Source organism: Acinetobacter pittii, from assembly GCF_034064985.1.
Lineage (GTDB): Bacteria > Pseudomonadota > Gammaproteobacteria > Pseudomonadales > Moraxellaceae > Acinetobacter > Acinetobacter pittii_H.
Window position 1 is genome coordinate 1266672 of sequence record NZ_CP139249.1, and the last position, 20554, is coordinate 1287225.

General features: G+C 38.4%; 16 protein-coding genes. 8 read left to right on the plus strand and 8 right to left on the minus strand.

The features are described 5' to 3' along the window. The first annotated feature begins 140 nt into the window (after window positions 1–140). On the plus strand, window positions 141–611 hold the full coding sequence (locus SOI76_RS06120) for an AnBLUF65 family BLUF photoreceptors (protein WP_104078996.1): 471 nt from the start codon (window positions 141–143) through the stop codon (window positions 609–611). Here SOI76_RS06120 and SOI76_RS06125 read toward each other — a convergent pair whose 3' ends face one another. From SOI76_RS06125 to SOI76_RS06135, 3 genes are all read right to left on the minus strand, one after another. After that, window positions 612–935, minus strand: coding sequence for a hypothetical protein (locus SOI76_RS06125; RefSeq protein ID WP_032054225.1), 324 nt, complete (start codon window positions 933–935; stop codon window positions 612–614). A gap of 622 nt (window positions 936–1557) precedes the next feature. Further along, a complete protein-coding gene (locus tag SOI76_RS06130; RefSeq protein ID WP_104078995.1) occupies window positions 1558–2385 on the minus strand; it encodes an AraC family transcriptional regulator in 828 nt (275 codons plus the stop codon). A gap of 155 nt (window positions 2386–2540) precedes the next feature. Then, entirely contained in the window at window positions 2541–3692 is a 1152-nt protein-coding gene (locus SOI76_RS06135; protein ID WP_104078994.1) for an alpha/beta fold hydrolase, read from the minus strand. A 356-nt stretch (window positions 3693–4048) separates the two neighbouring features. Here SOI76_RS06135 and SOI76_RS06140 point away from each other — a divergent pair, with 356 nt between their 5' ends. After that, a complete protein-coding gene (locus SOI76_RS06140; protein ID WP_104078993.1) occupies window positions 4049–7345 on the plus strand; it encodes a M10 family metallopeptidase C-terminal domain-containing protein in 3297 nt (1098 codons plus the stop codon). Window positions 7346–7512: 167 nt separating this feature from the next. Beyond that, complete coding sequence (locus tag SOI76_RS06145) at window positions 7513–8343, plus strand: metal-dependent hydrolase (protein ID WP_000511746.1); 831 nt, start codon at window positions 7513–7515, stop codon at window positions 8341–8343. Between the two features lie 61 nt (window positions 8344–8404). On the opposite strand, the gene SOI76_RS06150 is transcribed toward SOI76_RS06145, so the two are convergent. After that, entirely contained in the window at window positions 8405–9085 is a 681-nt protein-coding gene (locus SOI76_RS06150) for a hydrolase (protein ID WP_032033394.1), read from the minus strand. A gap of 182 nt (window positions 9086–9267) precedes the next feature. Here SOI76_RS06150 and SOI76_RS06155 point away from each other — a divergent pair, with 182 nt between their 5' ends. Continuing rightward, entirely contained in the window at window positions 9268–10188 is a 921-nt protein-coding gene (locus SOI76_RS06155) for a LysR substrate-binding domain-containing protein (protein ID WP_001153333.1), read from the plus strand. 247 nt (window positions 10189–10435) lie between these two features. Further along, on the plus strand, window positions 10436–11359 hold the full coding sequence (locus SOI76_RS06160) for a trypsin-like serine protease (protein ID WP_104078992.1): 924 nt from the start codon (window positions 10436–10438) through the stop codon (window positions 11357–11359). A gap of 69 nt (window positions 11360–11428) precedes the next feature. On the opposite strand, the gene SOI76_RS06165 is transcribed toward SOI76_RS06160, so the two are convergent. Genes SOI76_RS06165 through SOI76_RS06180 form a run of 4 tightly spaced genes read right to left on the minus strand, consistent with a single transcriptional unit; the run spans window position 11429 to window position 15928 of the window. Then, window positions 11429–12934, minus strand: a complete 1506-nt coding sequence (locus tag SOI76_RS06165; RefSeq protein WP_104078991.1) for a flavin-containing monooxygenase — start codon at window positions 12932–12934, stop codon at window positions 11429–11431. Between the two features lie 54 nt (window positions 12935–12988). Further along, on the minus strand, window positions 12989–13909 hold the full coding sequence (locus tag SOI76_RS06170; protein ID WP_104078990.1) for an alpha/beta fold hydrolase: 921 nt from the start codon (window positions 13907–13909) through the stop codon (window positions 12989–12991). Window positions 13910–13917: 8 nt separating this feature from the next. Then, on the minus strand, window positions 13918–14865 hold the full coding sequence (locus SOI76_RS06175) for a metal-dependent hydrolase (protein WP_104078989.1): 948 nt from the start codon (window positions 14863–14865) through the stop codon (window positions 13918–13920). A gap of 22 nt (window positions 14866–14887) precedes the next feature. Beyond that, a complete protein-coding gene (locus SOI76_RS06180; RefSeq protein ID WP_057074467.1) occupies window positions 14888–15928 on the minus strand; it encodes an NAD-dependent epimerase/dehydratase family protein in 1041 nt (346 codons plus the stop codon). Between the two features lie 164 nt (window positions 15929–16092). Between SOI76_RS06180 and SOI76_RS06185 the strand changes: the two genes are divergently transcribed. The 3 genes from SOI76_RS06185 (at window position 16093) to kefBC (ending at window position 20532) form a co-directional block, all read left to right on the plus strand. Continuing rightward, the gene (locus SOI76_RS06185) at window positions 16093–17112 is read left to right on the plus strand and encodes an AraC family transcriptional regulator (protein WP_104078988.1); all 1020 of its coding nucleotides are present in this window, start codon (window positions 16093–16095) and stop codon (window positions 17110–17112) included. A 155-nt stretch (window positions 17113–17267) separates the two neighbouring features. Further along, complete coding sequence (gene gltS, locus SOI76_RS06190) at window positions 17268–18503, plus strand: sodium/glutamate symporter (protein WP_032054212.1); 1236 nt, start codon at window positions 17268–17270, stop codon at window positions 18501–18503. A 193-nt stretch (window positions 18504–18696) separates the two neighbouring features. Beyond that, window positions 18697–20532 (plus strand): monovalent cation:proton antiporter-2 (CPA2) family protein, encoded by a 1836-nt coding sequence (gene kefBC, locus SOI76_RS06195; protein WP_104078987.1) that lies wholly within the window; start codon window positions 18697–18699, stop codon window positions 20530–20532. Window positions 20533–20554: the final 22 nt, after the last annotated feature.

The following is a 20554-nucleotide window of genomic DNA, read 5'->3' on the forward strand; positions in this document are numbered from 1 at the left end:
TAATTATAAGTATATGTAATTACTAATTTAATTTTAATATAAACTTTAAAATATATGTGAAATATAAATTATTTGTAACAGATGTATGTTAGATTAGAAAATCTTTAAATAAAGAAATTTTATATTTCACGGAATTGCTAATGAACGTTCGCCTGTGTTATGCCAGCCAACGAAACGAAAAAAATGAAGATTTATTGCAAGATCTACGTGATATTTTGACAGAAGCCAGAGATTTCAATGATTTAAATAAGATCTGTGGCGTACTTTATTATGCTGATAATGCTTTCTTTCAATGTTTAGAAGGTGAACAAGAGGTGGTTGAAAGGTTATTTGAAAAAATTACAAATGATGAAAGACACCACAATGTTAAATGGTTGTGTACATATTCCATTGAACAAAACTCTTTTCAGAGATGGTCAATGAAATATGTGCAACGCAATACAAATATTGAATCTTTCTTTCTAAAAATGGGAGAAACTACTTTTAATCCTATTCGTCTCGATGAGCAAAATTTAAAAGATTTTCTTAAAGAATTAGTTACTGCTGAGCAAACCAAAATTAAGACAGTTAAAAAAGTGGGTATGGTAAATCGGGGAGTGAACCCGTTCTAGCTATTTGGCTATTACACCGATATGGATGGTCTTGAGTTTAGGTAGTATTCTAGTCATCACTAAATATACAATAACTGTGGTTGCGAGCATCCATATCACTTCTAGGCTTTGGCTAATGATAAACATTGCCCAATAAAAAAAGCCAAATAAAGCAAGGCACAGTCCACTACCTTTGAAATACCAAGTAATAAATATCCCAAAAAGCGCTGAAGAGAGAAGAAGATTAATCGTCTCGTTCATTCCTATATAGTTAAAAAGAATAATCAGTAAGCATAAAGCTAACATTGATAGTAAATATACAAATATATTTTTTGCAATAAACATTTTCTATACCCTATCTGATGATTAAAAAAATTATCTTTCCTCTGTTTCCAGAGGAAAGATAGTACATATTAATTTTTTGAGATTCTTTTTCTATTATTAAGAGTTTTTCTATTAATAAAGATGAATTTATCATTTTCTCCAGATCTCTTTATTAATATTAAGCTTTCTATTTAATAGTAAAGAGTGCTTATATGTACTGAAATTAATTATAGGAAAAACAAACGGTTATGTTGTAAGTTTTGGCTTACATGATTGTGAGAAATTGCCTACAATTGTATAAAAAATATACAAAATTTACAAAGTTGATTTTGTATTAAATATATATTTTTCAGAAGTTTATATTGGTTTAAGGAGTAAGCTAAACTTTGCATAAATAACAAAAAGTAACATCAGTCTATTAAGTTTTTTTTAAATAAAAAATAATGAACCAAAAAATATTGTTATTAAAAACACATTAGGAAAAATATATATTTTATGATGACTACTTGAATTTAGAAGTATGAAGTTTTTTGTTTGAATAATTAAATTAATAATCGTAAATAATAAAAATATAGTGAGATTTCTTATTTTATCGGCTTCATTAAAGAGCAACTATAAGATGAATTAATTTAAACTATTAATCTTAAAGATTTGTGCAGATTTTTTTATAGGCGGCGGGAGTTAAACCATAGCAACGTTTAAACCAGCGGCTCAAATGGCTTTGATCGGCAAAACATAAATCTGAAGCAACTTGTGCAGGTGAGATGCTTCTGGAAAGTAGCTCTCTTGCTCGTGTAAGTCTGAGTTGAATCAGATATTGGTGAGGAGCTAAGTGAAAGGCAGCTTTAAAAATACGGTGAATATGATATCGGTCTAGGCCGATCATATTTGAAATCTCTTCTAATCCAATATCATCAAATAAATGGTCATGCAGAATATCTCGAATTTGATGAGCGACTCGAGGACCATGCATAGACGATGTTTGTTGAGCTCTTCTTAGCCATTTCCCTTGAGCAATATATTGAATGAGCAAGTCAAGACTATTGTCTTTCACAATATTCATTTCTTTATAATGCAAATGCTGAAATGCTTGTGACGTAATAATTGCAAGTTGCTCATCGGACTTTAATGGTGCATCAATTACTAACTCGTAATGATCAGGGCTGTTATGAAATAATCCCTGAATACGTTGCTTCAACCATTCGGGGTGTAGATAAAGCATTTGATAGGTAAAGCCATCAGATGCAGGTGCATGTCCATCATGAATTTCTTCTGGTTCAAGCATAAATACTTGCCCAGCATGACTATTAATTTGTTTTTTACGACAATGGAACTGTTGAATACCAGATTCAGTTACACCAATTAAATAACTTGAATGCCAATGGGGATCATAAGCATGACCCGTAAAATGGGCACGGATTGTTTTGATACCAGTATTGGTATCTTTTGAAATATCCACCCAGTTACTCATAATCTTTGACCCATAAATTTTCAGCTTTTGCCTCTAGAACGTTACAAAAGAGATCAACACAGTTCTAGAAGATTTGTGCAAAACTTTAAAAATTTAGTGGGAATTAAAACCAGTCTAAGGTTAATTAGGCTGGTTTTCGCTAATATTTTAATGGATTAATCTGAGCGCTCAACTAACCATTGACTCACTTCTGGCCAGACTGTAGTCGGTGCTTGGCTACCAGAAACCACACCCATATGGCCACCTGGCACGACTTTAAAGGTTTTGTCTTCGCTACTAATCAAATCCATAAGCGGCTTAACAGCATCAGCTGTCACGATAATATCTGTGTTACCACCGACAGCTAATACTGAACATTTAATGTCTTTTAGATAGGCGGTAAGTTCACCAAATTTAACCACGCCTTTAGACAGCTCATTATCAATCCAGAAGCGGAGAATAATATCGCGCATGACTCCACCTGGGTAAGCCAGCATATTATCGATAAATGAACTTGAGGTTGCATGGTCGACAATAAATTCTCGGTTATCAAGATTCTTAAAAAGTTCCCAATATGTTTTCAGATTTCCAATCGGGTCGGTTAATTTAAAACCAAGGGTATTTTGCCAGCCGTGAATATGAAATGCTTCACTTGGTACATGATGGCGAATACGAAACGGCGTATGTTTACGAACCCATTCGGCAGGTTTGGTGAGGCTACCGTATAGTTTCCCCATGTAACCCGCTTTATGTGTGTCGATAGGAGATGCCAGAATAATCAGGTTTTTAATATCTTTATCTTTAAATAATGCGGTATAGCAGAGTGAAAGTGCACCGCCTAAACTCCAACCATGTAAAGAAAGCTGTTGTTGACCACTGTAGGCGCGAACTTGCTTTAGCATTTCAGGCATAAAAACTTTAATGTAAGTGCCGAAATTGTATTTTGCTTGGTGCCGAGTTGGGATGCCCCAGTCAATTAAATAGACATCAAAACCTTGCGCTAAAAAATAGCGTACAAAGCTACGCGTAGGAAACAAATCATAAATGAGCATGTTCACTGCTAGCGGCGGAACGATCACTAACGGTACGCGGTGCTTAGATATAAATGTGTCGGTCTCATTTCTATAATGGCGTAAACTAATAATTTCATGCTTATAAATCACATCAAAAGGTGTTTTTCCTGACAAGGCAATTTGAGGGCCTCTGAAAAAGAGATCTGATGCATTGATCAGCATGTGAGGTATTTTTTGACCAGCACGTGTCTGAAGAGATTTTTTAATAGACTGTAGCTGTGGAACGTTCTGACGAACTTTAAGCAATAAACTCATTGAATATAAAACCTATAAAGATGTTGCCCAGAGCAGTGACGAGCTGGTCTTTTACGGATATTAAATGGAATAAAAGATGAGTTCAGTGACCCAAAAGACAGGATTTTGCTTTAAATGTATCAAAAAGAATTATTTTTAAATAAGTTTGAGAGGTAATTATCTTAAATTTATAAAACTGTTATATATAATTAAAAATAAAAAAATTTTAAAACTCTATTCAAATTTAATCTTTAGCCAAATTTAAAAAAATAAAAAATATGTCGCCAAATGGTAATTTTTGTCGCCCAAAGAGGTTCTTCTATTAAGAATAATTAAATAATATTTCCTTTTCCAATAACAAAAAAAAGGAAACCCCAATGGTAACTTATGGCAATGATCAAAATGGTTTATGGCTAAAGTTTGATAATTTTACTTCAAATGATATTAGGCAAATTGAATATATAAATAATGTCTTATATGTCACTAATTATTCAGGAACTTACTATTCACTTAATTTTAATTCTCTTGCTAAAGCTCGCATGATTTTCAGTGATGGGGTCGAAAAACAGGTTTTATTTACAAGTGGGGGTAATGGTCTAAATATTTCTACTGCAAACAGTGAGTGGATTGTAGGCACAAATTTAGTCGATCAAATAAGTAGTGGTGCGGGAAATGATCGTCTATTTGGTGGAGTCGGAGACGATATTTATCAATTCAGCAAAGGGGACGGAATAGATAAAGTCACTGACTATAGTGGAAATAACACGATTCAGTTTATGGCGAGTAATTTGGCAGATCTATCTATACAAGGCAGTGGAAGTAATTTAGAAGTCAAATACTCTGATACTGATGCAGTATTAATTGAAGGGAATGTAAGTAGCTTTAAATTTTTAGATGGGACAACTGCCACACTCGATCAATTACTCACCAATAAAAATATTACACTCACTGGCACCAAAGGCAATGAAACGATTAATGGCTTTGCATCGAATGATATTATTAATGGACTTGAAGGTAATGATACCTTAAACGGAAATGCAGGAAACGATACGTTAAATGGTGGTGCTGGCGATGATAAGTTATATGGTGGAACTGGTAATGACTTAACTGTAGGTGGAATTGGAAACGATTGGTTAGCTTCAGGAAGTGGCGACGATACTTATCAATTTAGCAAAGGAGATGGTAACGATACCATTAACGATTATTCGGGTAAAAACACCATCCAAATTACCAATGTTTCTGCAAAAGATATTACATTCACAACGAATGTTAATAATGAGTTAGTCATTAATTATTCAGCAACGGATAGCATCACTTTAAAAGCCTATATTAACAACTACATTCTTTCAGATGGCGTAGTCCAAACCTATCAACAGTTTCTAACAGGAAAAACTGCAACGTGGAATGGGACTGATAACGCCGACAACTTTTCGGGTACTCTTCCAAATGATGTGATCACTGGAGGTAAAGGTAATGACACGTTAAATGGGCGGGAAGGTGACGACACTTATCGTTTTTCTTTAGGAGATGGGATAGACACAATTAATGGAGATTACTCAGGCAATAACACAATTGTGTTTACAGATGTTAAATCTACCGACGTTCAATACAGTTTTGATAAAACCACTTTAAATATTCAATACAGCGATAGTGATATTGTTAAGCTAACTGGCTATCTTGCCAACAATAATAAAAACTTTAGTATTCAATTTGCCGATGGCGTGACGATTGATCATGCCCAACTAGATCCGACGGTTGGAGTGAATTACTGGGTACGCGCGCTTGTTGCCACAACAAATAGTAATCCAGACTTTAAGTATATTTTCCCTTCAACCGCACCTGATTACCTACTCGATGCAAATGGTCAAGCACCTGCATGGTGGAGTCCTTTTAGCCAAGCTCAGCAAGACTTTATGACTCAGGTTTATCAGAAAGCTTCTGAGTTTTCAGCATTAACTTTTACGTTAACAGACAATGCATCACAGCTTAATACTGTTGCTGCATACCGCAATAGCACTGCGGCTACGGCTTATGCACAGTATCCAAGCGGAGCTTTTGTTGGTTCAGATGTGGCGTTTGGCCCTGATTTTTGGTTTGACCCAGCGGGTACTTGGGTAACTGCGAGTTATCCGCATGAGTTGGGGCATGCTTTAGGGTTACGTCATACTTTTGAAGGTTCCACTATTGATAGTTTCTCAAAAGAAGAAGACACACGGGCATGGTCAGTCATGTCGTATGACCGTACTGGTATGTCATATGATGGCTCTTTTGCGCCATTTGATGTTGCTGCTTTGCAAGCGATATATGGGGTGAATAGTTCCGCGCGTGCAGGTAATGATAGCTATGTGTTTGATAGCACTAAAGGCGTTTTAATATGGGATGGTGCAGGTGTCGATACAGTCAATGCAAGTAACGCTACACAAGCCGCTACTATCGATCTTAATCAGGGCGGCTGGAGTTATATTGGTGAAAAATCTTCTCATATATCAACTGCAAATCAATTGAGCATCAACCTTGGTACTCAAATCGAAAATGCAATTGGCGGTGCTTACGATGATATTTTAGTCGGTAACAGTTTAGCTAACCGTTTAGAAGGTGGCGCTGGCAACGACACTTTAAAAGGAAATTGGGGAGACGATGTTCTATTGGGCGGTGCCGGAAATGACGCACTTGATGGAGGAAAAGGTGCAGATAGCCTGATTGGTGGAACGGGTGACGATACTTATTATGTAGACAATGTAGGTGATAGCATTGTAGAGAATACTAGTGAGGGGAATGATAAAGTAATCTCCGATATAAATTATACCTTAGGAGATAACCTAGAAAACCTCACTTTAAATGGCACGGATAATTTAAACGGCAACGGGAATACGCTTAATAACTTAATCACTGGTAATGCTGGTAACAACATTTTAAATGGATTTGCTGGAAATGACACATTAAACGGTGGTGAAGGAAACGACACTTTAGATGGTGGAGTCGGCAATGATAGCCTCAATGGCGGAATTGGGATTGATACGTTGATTGGAGGTTTGGGTGATGACATCTATTATGTTGATAATGTAAATGATGTCATTATCGAGAAAATTAATGAAGGATTCGAGACCATTAACTCAACTGTGAGTTATGCATTAGATAGCGGCAATGCACTTAATAATTTGAATCTGTTGGGAACAGACAACATTGATGGAACGGGTAATGGAAATGGTAATACCATTGTTGGGAACAGTGGTAATAACATTTTAAGTGGTGGTACCAACAATGACGTTCTAAATGGCGGTGCGGGTAATGACATTTTAAATGGTGGAAAAGATAACGATACTTTGATTGGTGGTTTAGGCTCTGACACTGCGTTATATAAACTATTAAATACAAACGATGTAACGGGTGGTAACGGAGCTGATATTTGGAAAGACTTTAAAGTCGGCAATACTTTAACTGACAGTGAAGCTGACAAAATTGATATTAGTGAACTGCTCATTAATTATGCCAATGGCAGTACTGTAAACTCTATTTTTTCTTATCTCTCATTAGACCTCAATGGAAATAACAGTATTTTAAGCATTGACCGAGATGGTGCAGGGACCGTTTATAACAGTACCTCATTTTTAACCTTAAATAATGTCAACACTACTTTAAATACTTTATGGGACAACCATCAGATTCTTGTCTAAATGAATAGTATGTAAGTGGCTAACTAACTTTAAAAAGATGCTTAGGTGAGATGGCTTAAGCATTTTTTTAATAGTAGCGAAATGCAATCAATTACAAGATAAGTGATTAAACCTTAGAAAAATAAATTCATTGAATTGTATTCAATGAAACAATGAAGGAATAAAAAATGGGAATTCTAGCTAAAGTCTTTGATCGAGGTGCTCACTTTCCTGTGCGCCATATGAGTTTTAATTTTAATCAGTCTCAAGCTACTTTATTTAAGGATAACCCTTGGGGAGAGTACTGGCTGGCAACTTTGTCTGCTATGTTTCCTGCGGGTGAGCGATTTTTTGTACATAGTGTAAGAAACTTACAAAATCAGGCTAAAACAGAGCGACTTCAAAAAGATATTGCAGCCTTTATTGGACAAGAGGCGATGCATGCCAAAGAACATGAACATCTGAACCAACTTATACAGTCATCTGGACTCGATACCGAGCCTGTTTCAGCCAATGTGGAATGGTTAATGGCTAGGCTGAAAAAATATTTCACACCAACCCAGCAATTAGCAATTACTTCGGCTGCTGAACATTTTACGGCCATTATTGCACGGCAGATTATGAGACGTTCCGATTTGCAGGAGCGTTTATCGAGTAATGAAACTTTAAAAAATATCTGGTTATGGCATGCGGTAGAAGAAAGCGAACATAAAAGTGTGGCCTTCGATTTATATCAAGATGTCTCTGGGGGCAATTTCATTCGGCTTCTTGTGATGCCATTTGTGACTTTATATATGGCAGGAATAATGGCAGCGGGTACGGTGTATTTGGGCATAACTCACTTTTCCGCATGGAAGTTACTCCACTTAAAAGAATTTAATGCATTAATTCTTGGAAGGAATGGTTTTTTAAGTACTTTATGGAAAGATTATTTGGACTATTACAAATTAGATTTTCATCCAGAACAACACGACTCAAAAGCTTTGGAAGAGCGCACTAAAGCACAGCTTGGGTTTTAATAGATTTATTTTAAATGTCCAATCGTAAGAGATTGGACATTTAGGCTGAAAAACTGATGAATTAGGTTCTTTCAGAATCTAGCATTTCATTGTTTTTAACAACATCTTGCGCTTTTTGATAGCTTTCGATGAGCATTTGGTATGGTGGGAAAATTGCACTATAGGCAGCTGCAAAGTCTGCCGCATCACTACGATGCCATGTTTTTTGTAGCTCTGAACACACAGCCGCTGTATCAATTGGCACCACGCCAGCTTGCACAACTCGAGCTAATGTAATTTCTTGAGCCATTTTTGAATATGTTCCAGATGCATCAATCACCGCAAAGACTTGGAAACCTTCAGCAACTGCACTGATACTTGGGAAAGCCATACATACGCTGGTAATAGTACCTGCAATAATCAGTTGTTTTTTACCTGTTGCTTTGACTGCTTCAACAAAGTCAGGGTTATCCCAAGCATTAATTTGACCTTTACGGGCAACATATTGTGCATGAGGAGCAAACTGGTGAATTTCTGGAATTAAGGGACCATTTGGACCTTGAGGAACAGAAGCAGTGGTAATCACTGGCACATTACATAGCGTTGCAACTTTAGCCAGAGTAACCACATTTGCACGTAACTCAGGAACAGTAAGATCTTTTACAGTTTGAAATAAGCCACTTTGATGATCGATTAGTAGCATTGCGACATTATTTGGGTCGATTACGGGTGCTTGACCGTTAAAATTTGCTGGTGTACTCATTTTATGCTCCACTTTATTTCGATAAATTTAAAGTTGGAAGGATGACTAAATAAAACAGGGGGATAGCTGTTTTTGTATAGTTATTCACTTCTTGTTTAATTAAGATATAACGAAAATATGAGCCTAGAAGCTGCCGAAATTTGATTTTAGTGTTCTATTATTTGAACAATAAGAGGTAGGAAATGCAGGATTTAAACGATCTATATTACTTTGCAAAAATTGTTGAATATGGTGGTTATTCTGCTGCTGCTAGAGCGCTCGATATTCCAAAATCTAAACTCAGCCGAAGAGTTGCACTTTTAGAAGAAAGACTCGGTGTACGTTTATTGCATCGTTCCACTAGACAATTTAGTGTGACTGAACTCGGCCAACAATATTATCAATACTGTCACGCGATTTTGATCGATGCTGAAAATGCCCAAGAATTTATTGATTTAAACCAGTCAGAGCCGCGTGGAACGATTCGGGTGTCTTGTCCGCCTGCGTTATTGCATCATCACATGGGCGAGTTTCTGACTAAATTTATGCTGCAATTCCCAAAAATAAAAATCTATATTGATGTGACCAACCGAAATGTTGATGTCTTAAATGAAGGAATTGATATTGCTTTTCGTGTTCGCTATCCGCCCCTCAAAGATAGTGGTTTGGTCATGAAAAAATTTGTGACCAGTGATCAGTGTTTAGTCGCGCACCCTCGTGTTTTGTCTAAGCAGCCGATACCTCAAACTTTAGATGAATTGCATCAGTTCAGAACTATTGGGCTTGGTAATGCAGAACAACAAAGTGTGTGGGTACTTCATCATCAGGAGCATGGAACAACTCATTTCCAGCATGACCCAGATTTAATTGTGAATGACATGACCGGGGTATTACAGGCTGTTATTCATGGCTTAGGTATTGCTCCTTTACCGATTATGATGGCTCACGAATATATTTTGCGTAAAGAACTGATTGTGGTTTTACCTGAATGGAAACCTACAAGCGGTATTGTCCATGCGGCTTATGCTTCTAGAAAAGGATTGTTACCTGCCATTAAAAGGCTGCTGGATTTTTTAGAAGAACAGTTTAATCAACTCGATAAAGACTTGTTAGGTTATCGATAACTAAATTAAAAGCAGTAAAGAACTTAAATTTTGATTATTTTTTATAGAGTAACTTTATGAAAAATAAATAGAAATTAATATGATTTCATATTGTCGTGAAAAGGTCAGTTATGTCGTGAAATGAAGTTCTCCTCAAGAAGTTAAGTGGTTAATCTCTGGCTGATAAATCATCGCAGTCCTGTGAAATATTTATCAAAAAAACAGTCATAACACCCTAAATACTTCTAAATATTTGAAGGAGATAAACATGTATAAAAAAAATATTGGGGGACTAATTAATGCTCTAGCATTAGTTATATACAGTTCTTCAGTCATGGCAGCAGATAACTCAAGTTCTTTTGTAAAACTAGAATTTACCGTCACCAAACCTTTCCTTTTTTTCTCACAGACATCAGGTAATACTTGTGGAGGAGTATTAATTCGCAATGATGTAGTTTTAACGGCGGCACATTGTACGGCGGCAGTTTGGGGTGATAGTGCGAATCAAGGCTATACACTTGGTGGGACGGTGAAATATGGGGCGAGTTTTTTATCTCAAGTTCAAGCAGCATCTTTTAAAAAAGATGAAGGCTGGGTTGAGATTCCTGATGTAGACATCGCTTTAATACGCCTATCTCACCCTATTGATAATAATAGCGGTGCAACCGTAGCCAAAATTCCAGCCGCATGTAGTCAAACTGAAGCAAGGCAAAATATTGGGCGTGGTGATGTAACGGCTTATTTAGGTCGTAGTAGTACGGGTGCGGCCTTACCTGAAAATTTATATGGCACTTCATATATCAATATTCGAGATGTAGGCTCTTCACCATTAGCACGAGGGATTTACTACAAAGCAACCGCGTCTATGAATGCAGGGGATTCTGGTGGTCCTTGGCTGTCAGATGATAATACCTTAATTGGTATTAATAACGGTATTGCGGGTACTGATAAATACGGTGCTGTAATCTGTCAGTATACTCATCAAATCAATGATGTATTGGTGAAATGGTCAGCAGCCGGAAACCAGACTGGAGCAGTAACACCACCAACTACACCGCCGTCAGTAGAGCCAACGACTCAACCGCCAGTAACAAATCCACCAACACCTTCACAGCCGACAACTGAACCTAAAACTACCGATAACGTTGTTTTTAGTTTCTTTAACTGGCTTGCTTCATTATTTGGTTTTTAATTCGTACTTATTAAAAGATCAAGATACTTCGGTATCTTGATCTTTTTTTACTTAGATTGAATGAGTTTATTAAGCGACCACTTTAATTACTTTAGTTGTGGTGTCGTAGTCTTTCAAATTGACGTGATGCAGCTTATGTTTAATCACAAAACCAAACTCGGGCCAAATAATATGGTTACGACCCGCATCATCTAGATAATAGCTTTTACAAACATCTGGTCTTACCGGCATTTTAGCCAATCGCTTATCTATACGGTCATTAAAACGTTTTTGAACATCTGCTTTGACTTCAATACGGTCCAGACGTTGCTGCTGTATTAACTTCACCATTTTTGCGGTATAAACGGATTGCTGCTCAGCGGTCCACATCACTGAACCCACGGTGTTTTGAGAGTTTGGACCTAGCATCATAAACATGTTAGGGAAACCATGAATTGACATGCCCATGTATGCACGCGGTTGACGCTGCCATACCTCGCTTAAACTGCGGCCTGCTGCACCTTTAATAATTTTATAAATCGCAGGTTCTGCGACAGCATAGCCAGTACCAAAAATAATGGTATCTACTTTAATTTCTTTGCCGTCTTCACCGACTACACCATTTTCAGTGATATGAGATAAGCCCTGAAAGAGGACAGTCACATTTGGTTTGGCTAAAGCCATATACCAGTTATTAGAAAACATTGGGCGCTTACAACCTAAGGTATGCGTAGGTGTTAATGCCTTACGCATTTCTGGGTCTTTAACACCTAAAAAGATATTTAACTTTCCTAAGGCATGCAGTTTTCTCATAATATTTTCATTCATGAAAATAGGAAGTGAAGGTTCTAGACTCCACAGCGCACTTTCACGAATAATTTTTTCTAAAATTGGCGCTTTCTTAAATGTAACTTTTACAATATTTGGAACGGCAAAGTCCGGTTTTGGTAAAACCCATGAAGGCGTACGTTGGAAACTATAAAGATGGCCGACTTTAGGCTGAATGGCTGGTAAAAACTGAATAGCTGAAGCGCCGCTACCGATCACAGCTACTTTTTCACCTGTTAAATCATGCTCATGATTCCACTTACCTGAGTGAAACATAGTGCCTTTAAACTTTTCTTGACCCGGGAAGCTCGGCATTTTTGCTTCGCCAATAAAACCTGTCGCAGGTACAAAGATTTTTGCACTATATTTTTTACCATCACGTGTGCTAATGAGCCAGCGATTTAAGTCATTATTCCATTCAGCATGCGTGACTTCGGTGTTAAGTTTAATCTGGTTCACAATCTCAAACTTATAAGCCACATCTTCTAAATATTGTCGAATTTCGGCTTGAGGCGCATAGGTTCGTGACCAGTTTGGATTTGGAGCAAATCCTAGAGAATACATTTCACTCGGTACGTCACAAAATAGGCCTGGGTAATCATTTAATGCCCATGTGCCACCAATACGGCTAGCCATATCTAAAATGACAACGTTTTTAATTCCTTGCTCTTTTAACTTGATGCAAGTACTTAAACCTGAGGGACCAGCTCCAATAATAAGTACATCTACAAGTTGAGTTGGGGTAGAGGGTTTGACTAATTTATTCATAGAAAAATCCTGAAATAAAGTATAAATAACTTGACTGATAGAGTTGATGCAGCCTTAAGTGGAACGATCAGTCTTTTGAAAATGTTGAATTAAGTACTGAGCGATAATGTTGGGTTGTTCGGCTTGTAAAAAATGACCACAGTTGGGAACATAGACACTCTCAATTCCTTGTGGGAAATAAGATGTCTGAGCTAAAGCTTGATGTAGCCGTATATTCATACAGCCATCAGCCAAACCAGCTAAAGCCAGTGTGGGTGTGGTGACTGGACTTAATAAGTGCTGATTTGCTTTAAGGTTGTCTGAATTTAAAACTGCAAATAAGTTGTGGTAATAGCGGGTAGCTGCCCAAGCAATATCGGAATTTTGAAAAGCCGCGCGGGTAGGTGAAAAATCTGACTCAGTAAAATTCCAAGTAGGTGACCATTTACGCCAGATTTTTTCTACAAAACCTGCGTTATTACGAGATAGCACCTGTTCAGCAAATCTTGATTGCATGAGCAACATATAAGAAGACATGTAGAGCTGACGCGGGAAATTAGGTATGGCTTTAACAATATCCTTAAGATTTGGAATAGGAGGAACGGCCAACAAACTCATGCTATGCAAAGCTTCGGATTGCCCACTTGCAAAGCTCATTGCAATCGCAGCTCCCCAGTCATGTCCAACGAGGTGAGCTTTATTTTTTAAGCGTCCTTTTGCTTTTAAAAGTTCTAACCAAGCTGCTAAATCTGCAAGAGCAGAGGCGAGACCGTAATGTGCCTGTCGATTTACAGAATCTTGGGTGTAACCACGCAACCAAGGGACAAAAACTTGATAGCCTGCTTTTACGAGTAAAGGGTATACGTGGTCCCAACTATGCGGTGTGTCGGGAAAACCATGTATAAGTACTACTAAAGAGGCATCAGCTTCACCATATAAAGTCCCATGCAAAGTGAGTCCATCACGGTTTAACGTTAATTGCTCGACTTGAATCATGGCACTGCTCAGCTTTTCATTTTTGAAGAAAGCGCTTTGGCATAAGCCTCTGCGGCTAATTGAGCTGCTGGGGACTGAGCTAAATAAGCTAAAGCTTTTTCGACATCACCATCATATTCAGGGTGATAGCTCAATTTGCTCCATCCTTTTAAAGCAGTCAAAATCATGCCGAGATCAGGTAAGCTTTTCTTTTTCTTTGCAGTTTTTTGAAATAGCCAAACTAAGGCCAATGGATTTTTTTTAGCAATTTTTTGGGCTTCTTTGGTTCCATCGAGATGACAAAGATAGACCGTTGAACCGAGCCAGAACCCAACCATTGCAGCAAAAGCAAACCCCATGCTGAGCTGTCTGCCTAAATAGCCTTTAACGCCGTCTCCAGCTAAAGCTCGATAAGCATCATAGCCAACTGTGCGATGCTCAACTTCTTCGGCACCGTGCCAGCGTACAATATCTAGCATGGCTGGATCTGCACCTTCTAGGCCTTCTGCATCTAAAGCCCATGTACCAAAGAAACAGAAATAGTGTTCAAGCCCTGCAATAATACCCATACGAAAGGCGAGCCACTGTTTTGGATAGCGCTTAAAAGGGCCATAAATTCCAAAAGGAGTGTCGCCCATAAAGCCATCTTTAAAGAACCAGTTTAAAAAATCTTTAAAAGGTGTTGGATCTATGCCATGGGTCTGAAAATAAATCTCTGCACCTTTATGTGCATTGGCGTGGGCCGCTTCTTGGGCAATAAAACCACGGATATCTGCTTTCAGGTTTTTATCTTCAACATAGGGCAACGTTTTGTTTGCAAGGCGACAAAACCAGTGCTCAACAGCAGGTAAAAGAACGTGCATGCTGTTCAGCACATGTGTCGTTAACACATCGTTTGGAACCCAATGCCGAGGTGTTTGAGAAAAATCAAACTGTACTTTCCGTGCAACAATATGATGATCAATAAATGTGCTCATAGTAGAATCCTGCCTACTTAAATCAGATCGAAATTGACTCAATTTTTTTGATCAAGCTACGAGATTTGACGTAACCATTGGCTGCAAACCACTGCAATGCATCACGTACTGCAATTTCAACGGGCGTTTGTGGAAGTCCAAGCTCTTGCACGGCTTTTGTACAATTAAATGAGGTGCCGAGCTGACCGATTTTGGCTGCCGAAGGGGTCACAAGGGGAGCTTTATGAGTAATATGCTCTGTTACCCACAAAGCTGCATGGCCCGCAAGCTGAGATGAGACGCCTTCAACTACACTTGGAATGGTCATTACTGGGCGCCAGATGCCCAAGAGGTGATGAACTGTTTTTGCCATCGCTACGCCGTCAAGATCTCGATTACCTAAAATATAGGTCTCGCCACTTTTACCTTTTTGCGCGGCCAAGATATGGCCTTTTGCTACATCACGTACATCAACCATGTTGTTAATTGCACCCGGTACAGCAAGGGCAGGCATGGTAGCGATGGTGAGTAAAAGTTTTCCTGTCGGGGTTGGGGCAATATCTTGAGGGCCAATTGGACCTGTCGGGCAGACAATCACAATATCTAAGCCGCCCGCGGCAAACTGTAAGGCAACCTGATGTGCTTCAAATTTTGTTAAAACGTAAGCATCTCCAGTCGCGCCTAAAGCAAATGGACTGGTTTCGGTGGCCTGAATGCCTTTGGGTTGTCCTGCAAAACATGCACCTGTACTAGTGTATACAACACGTTTAACACCAGCTTTTTTTGCAGCATTGAGTACGGTTCGTGTTCCTTCAACATTGACTTTACGCATAAGCTCAGGCTTCGGAAGCCATAAGGCATAAATTGCGGCAGTATGGAAAACCAAATCACAACCTGCGACTGCTTCATCCATTTTTGCTGGGTCGGTAATGTCGCCCGCAATTAACTCAACATCTAACCCTTCTAAATTGGTTAATTTTTCTTGAGGTAAATGCAGTACACGTACTTCGTAATTCTCATTGAGTAAAGTACGTACAATGTGGGAACCAATAAAACCAGCACCACCAGTAACCAGAGCTTTCATATTTCACCAATCTTTATTAGATTTTTATCCTGTACGAAGTGGATAAAAATGCGGCAACTTAGTAAGAGGTACTATGCCGAATCTGAAATATGTGTCATAGTTCTTGAAATGACAGTTTTGACCATTTCACGACATTTTATCGAGAAAAATAAAGAGAGCGTATTGTGAATCCGTCTTTACCAGGAACCTATGTCAGCCTTATGGCTGATGTCGTCCAAAAGCTAAATGTATCTCCTGAAGAACTCTTGGAAGGAAGTGGAGTTTCTGTTGAGCAACTGTTGGAACCCTTTTGGTATTTAGATTTCAATATTTTTAATGATCTACTGAATAGGGCAGTCGAACTGACCAATGAGCCTGCATTAGGTATCTATCTTGGTCTGCAAATGACCGTGTCTTGTCATGGTTCAGTTGGTCTTGCTGCAATGGTTTCACAAAATTTGGGTGAAGCTTTAAATGTGATGGAACAGTTTATTGGACTACGTTGTCCAGCGCTAAAACCACGACTTGAAATAGAAAACGATGTAGCTTTGTTATATTTAGACCAACCCATGGCGAACTTTAAAATGGGGATTGTAGGGATGACATTTTTGATGGTGGGCTTTGCCCAAATGTCGAATGCCATTACCGGGCAAAAATTAGAAATAAAAGCCGAATTAAATTACCCTGAACCCGCTTTCTTAGAGCAAGTTAAAGAATTGCTACCATGTGAGATTCAATTTAATCAGCCATTCAACCGTTTGGTTTTTTCGGAAAATTTTTTGGCATTGCCGTTAATTATGGCTGACCCATTGGCGGCACGTTTAGCTCGTGAACAGTGTAAGCATGATTTAAACAAGTTAGCCGCTAAACGCGGAGAAAAACATCCACTGACGGCTTTAGTGCGTGAGTTACTTTTTGATGAAGTAGAAGGCTTCTTTAAAATGAAAGATGTTGCCGAAAAATTGCATTTAACTGAAAGAACTTTACAACGCCAGTTGGCTAAGGAAGGGATTACATTTCAGGCTTTGCTGGATCAAATGAGAGAGCGTCATGCAAAAAAATTATTGAATCATCATGAAAATAGTATTTCTTATATTTCTGAGAAACTTGGTTATTCTGAAGTTACTCATTTTACTCGAGCATTTAAGCGGTGGACTAAACAAACTCCGAAACAATATCGAAATTTAAGAGAGAGTACATCATGATTTTTACTAAATACTCAAAATAACATATTGATTTATTTTTATATTATTTAATAAAGAGGGATTTTGTAAAGTTTGTTTGTCTTTTTTTTAAATATTAAAAATAAAAATATAATTATTTTACAATCCGTTAGGAATGTAATCAGAAAGTAGTATATATGGAATTTGTTTTTAATGGTTTTTATACACTAATTTCGGCGGTTATCGTCTTATTGTTGGGCCGCTTTCTTGTAAATCGAATTGATTTTTTAAAACGCTACAATATTCCCGAACCTGTAGCTGGTGGTTTAGTGGCTGCTGTAGTTTCTCTACTCATCCACACTCTGTGGGGGTACAGCATTGTTTTTAGTAGCGAATTACAAACTAGCTTTATGCTCGTGTTCTTCGCTTCAATTGGTTTAAGTGCCAATTTTATGAAGCTTAAAGAAGGTGGTATGGCTTTAGTCATCTTCTTGGTTTGTGTAGCTTCATTTATTGTTGTGCAAAATGCTGTAGGTATGAGTCTTGCGACTTTACTTGGTCTTGATCCACTTATTGGTTTAATTGCTGGTTCAATTACCTTAACAGGTGGTCATGGTACAGCTGGCGCATGGGGTGAAATTTTAGAAACTCAACATGGTATTCAAGGTGCTTTAGCATTAGGGATGGCGAGCGCGACTTTTGGTTTGATTATTGGTGGTGTGATTGGAGGGCCGTTAGCGAAACTGCTTATCAACCGTTACGGTCTTGCTCAAGCAAAAACTAATGCTGAAATCCAAAATCGTGATACGCATGTTGAACAAAACTCAGATGACCTTGCACCGTTTGAAAACCCGCATCAAGTTCGTTTAATTACAGCAGATAATGCGATTACTACGCTGGGTATGTTTGCAGCATGTTTAGCGTTTGCTGAATTTATGACTGGCTTTAGTAAGGGAACTTGGTTCGAGTTACCAACTTTCGTTTGGGCACTTGGTGGCGGTGTAATCTTAAGAAACATTTTAGAAAGCGTGTTGAAAATTGATATTTTTGACCGTGCGATTGATGTATTTGGCAATGCGTCTTTGTCGCTTTATTTAGCAATGGCATTGCTTTCATTAAAGCTTTGGCAACTTGCAGATTTGGCTGGTCCGCTTGTAGTGATTTTAGGTGCTCAAACACTGACCATGGCTTTATATGCAGCATTTGTGACGTTCCGTGTTATGGGTAAAAATTACGATGCGGCAGTGTTAGCAGCAGGTCATTGTGGTTTCGGTATGGGCGCAACTCCAACCGCCGTTGCAAATATGCAAGCCATTACCAATATGTATGGTCCATCGCATAAGGCCTTTTTGATTGTTCCGCTTTGTGGCGCATTCTTTGTCGACTTAATTAATGCAACGGTTATTCAGCTCATGTTGAAATTTATTGCTTAATTTGAAAAAAGCCCGTTAGGGCTTTTTTTATAGGTGTTTATCCATGAGTATCTGATTCATATCTCTAGGCTCAATTTTTATTTCGGATGACTTAAATCATTTAATTTTTAGGATGCTTTTTCTCAAAACTAATAATCGCCCTTAAACCTAGTTTCACATAGAATAAATTGCAGATAAATAAAATGAGAAATGTATGAGCTCAGAAGCACATTCAATTAGCTTGGTTGCCCCCGTAGTTTTATTGGCAGCAGCTGTAATCGCAGTCCCTATTTTTAAACGTATTGGCTTGGGTTCTGTATTAGGTTATTTAATTGCGGGTCTGATTATTGGCCCATTTGGTTTTGCTTTTTTTCAAGATTCCACTGCAATTTTGCATATTGCCGAGTTGGGAATTGTGATGTACCTCTTTGTGATTGGTTTGGAAATGCAGCCATCACATTTGTGGAGTCTTAGACGCGAAATTTTTGGTCTTGGCACACTTCAGATCATCATTTGTGCGCTGGCTTTGACTGGCGTTGGGCTGTTATTTGGCTTTACATGGCAAGTGGCTTTTATTGGTGCGGCAGGTTTCGTATTAACCTCGACTGCCATTGTAATGCAGCTCTTGGGTGATCGTGGTGACTTGACTCAGCCACGTGGGCAAAAGATTGTAGCCATCTTACTATTTGAAGATTTACTCATTGTGCCATTGCTGGCTATTGTTGCTTTTATGGCACCGAATCATGTGGTCGAAAGCACATCGGTACGATTAGAAAATATAGGAATTGGTTTAATCGCAATTGCAGGGCTTATTGCTGCAGGGTATTGGTTACTTAATCCATTATTTAGACTCTTGGCTGCTGCTAAAGCCCGAGAAGTCATGACTGCCGCCGCATTATTGGTGGTGTTGGGTGCAGCGTTACTGATGCAAGTCAGCGGTTTGTCCATGGCGATGGGTGCTTTTTTAGCGGGTGTACTTTTATCTGAATCAACATTTAGACATCAAATTGAAGCGGATATTGAACCGTTCCGTGGAATCTTACTGGGCCTGTTTTTCCTTGGAGTGGGTATGTCACTGGACTTATCGGTAGTTGCTCAGAACTGGCAACTTATTGTGAGTGGCGTAGTTGCCCTAATGTTTGTCAAAGCGCTCATGATTTATATAGTCGCTCGAGTAACGAAAAGCCCTCATACTGAAGCGTTGGATCGTGCCTTACTCATGGCTCAAGGTGGAGAGTTTGCTTTTGTACTTTTCTCGGCTGCATTAAGCGCACAAGTTATTGATAGTACCGTTAAATCTAACTTAACCGCCATTGTTGTGCTTTCAATGGTGTTGACCCCAATTGTCGGTATTATTTTCAAACGTTTCACTCAAGCAAAAACGAAGGTTTCGTTAGAAAATATCAATATTGCCGAGGGTTTAAGCGGTAGCGTTTTAATGATTGGATTTGGACGTTTTGGACAGGTCACCAGTCAATTATTGTTAGCAAGAGGTGTCGATGTCACCATTATTGATAATAATACCGACATGATTCGAAACGCCGAAAAATTTGGTTTTAAAATTTATTATGGAGATGGCTGCCGTCTAGATATTCTGCATGCGTCTGGCGCGGCAACAGCACAAGCGATTGTGGTTTGTGTGGATAGCAAGGAAACGACCAATCGAATTGTAGAGCTCGTGACCCATGAATTTCCTTTAGCAAAACTATTAGTCCGTTCATATGACCGTGAGCATTCACTACATTTAGTCAAACAAAAAGTGGACTTTATGATCCGTGAAACATTTGAATCTGCAATTAAGTTTGGTGGCGTGATTTTGCAAGAGCTTGGTGTGGATGAAGACGAGGTAGAAAGAATTACCGAGGAAATTCGTGATTTGGATAATGAGCGTTTTGAAACTGAAATCGCGGCAGATGACGTAAATGCAGGAGTAGGTATGCAATATACACACACTCATCATCCAAGACCGACTGCACCATTGATTCGACCAAAACAAGAAGGGCGGATTTTAAATAAGGAAGATACCTCAGAAAATGAGAGTGTTGATTAGTTAAAACTTCAGTAAAAGCTCT

Coding starts and splice junctions, on each gene's coding strand:
- SOI76_RS06150 (WP_032033394.1), bottom strand. CDS start 9,085: ATGAGTACACCAGCAAATTTTAACGGTCAAGCACCCGTAATCGACCCA.
- SOI76_RS06165 (WP_104078991.1), bottom strand. CDS start 12,934: ATGAATAAATTAGTCAAACCCTCTACCCCAACTCAACTTGTAGATGTA.
- SOI76_RS06145 (WP_000511746.1), top strand. CDS start 7,513: ATGGGAATTCTAGCTAAAGTCTTTGATCGAGGTGCTCACTTTCCTGTG.
- SOI76_RS06170 (WP_104078990.1), bottom strand. CDS start 13,909: ATGATTCAAGTCGAGCAATTAACGTTAAACCGTGATGGACTCACTTTG.
- kefBC (WP_104078987.1), top strand. CDS start 18,697: ATGAGCTCAGAAGCACATTCAATTAGCTTGGTTGCCCCCGTAGTTTTA.
- SOI76_RS06120 (WP_104078996.1), top strand. CDS start 141: ATGAACGTTCGCCTGTGTTATGCCAGCCAACGAAACGAAAAAAATGAA.
- gltS (WP_032054212.1), top strand. CDS start 17,268: ATGGAATTTGTTTTTAATGGTTTTTATACACTAATTTCGGCGGTTATC.
- SOI76_RS06160 (WP_104078992.1), top strand. CDS start 10,436: ATGTATAAAAAAAATATTGGGGGACTAATTAATGCTCTAGCATTAGTT.
- SOI76_RS06175 (WP_104078989.1), bottom strand. CDS start 14,865: ATGAGCACATTTATTGATCATCATATTGTTGCACGGAAAGTACAGTTT.
- SOI76_RS06125 (WP_032054225.1), bottom strand. CDS start 935: ATGTTTATTGCAAAAAATATATTTGTATATTTACTATCAATGTTAGCT.
- SOI76_RS06140 (WP_104078993.1), top strand. CDS start 4,049: ATGGTAACTTATGGCAATGATCAAAATGGTTTATGGCTAAAGTTTGAT.
- SOI76_RS06130 (WP_104078995.1), bottom strand. CDS start 2,385: ATGAGTAACTGGGTGGATATTTCAAAAGATACCAATACTGGTATCAAA.
- SOI76_RS06180 (WP_057074467.1), bottom strand. CDS start 15,928: ATGAAAGCTCTGGTTACTGGTGGTGCTGGTTTTATTGGTTCCCACATT.
- SOI76_RS06155 (WP_001153333.1), top strand. CDS start 9,268: ATGCAGGATTTAAACGATCTATATTACTTTGCAAAAATTGTTGAATAT.
- SOI76_RS06135 (WP_104078994.1), bottom strand. CDS start 3,692: ATGAGTTTATTGCTTAAAGTTCGTCAGAACGTTCCACAGCTACAGTCT.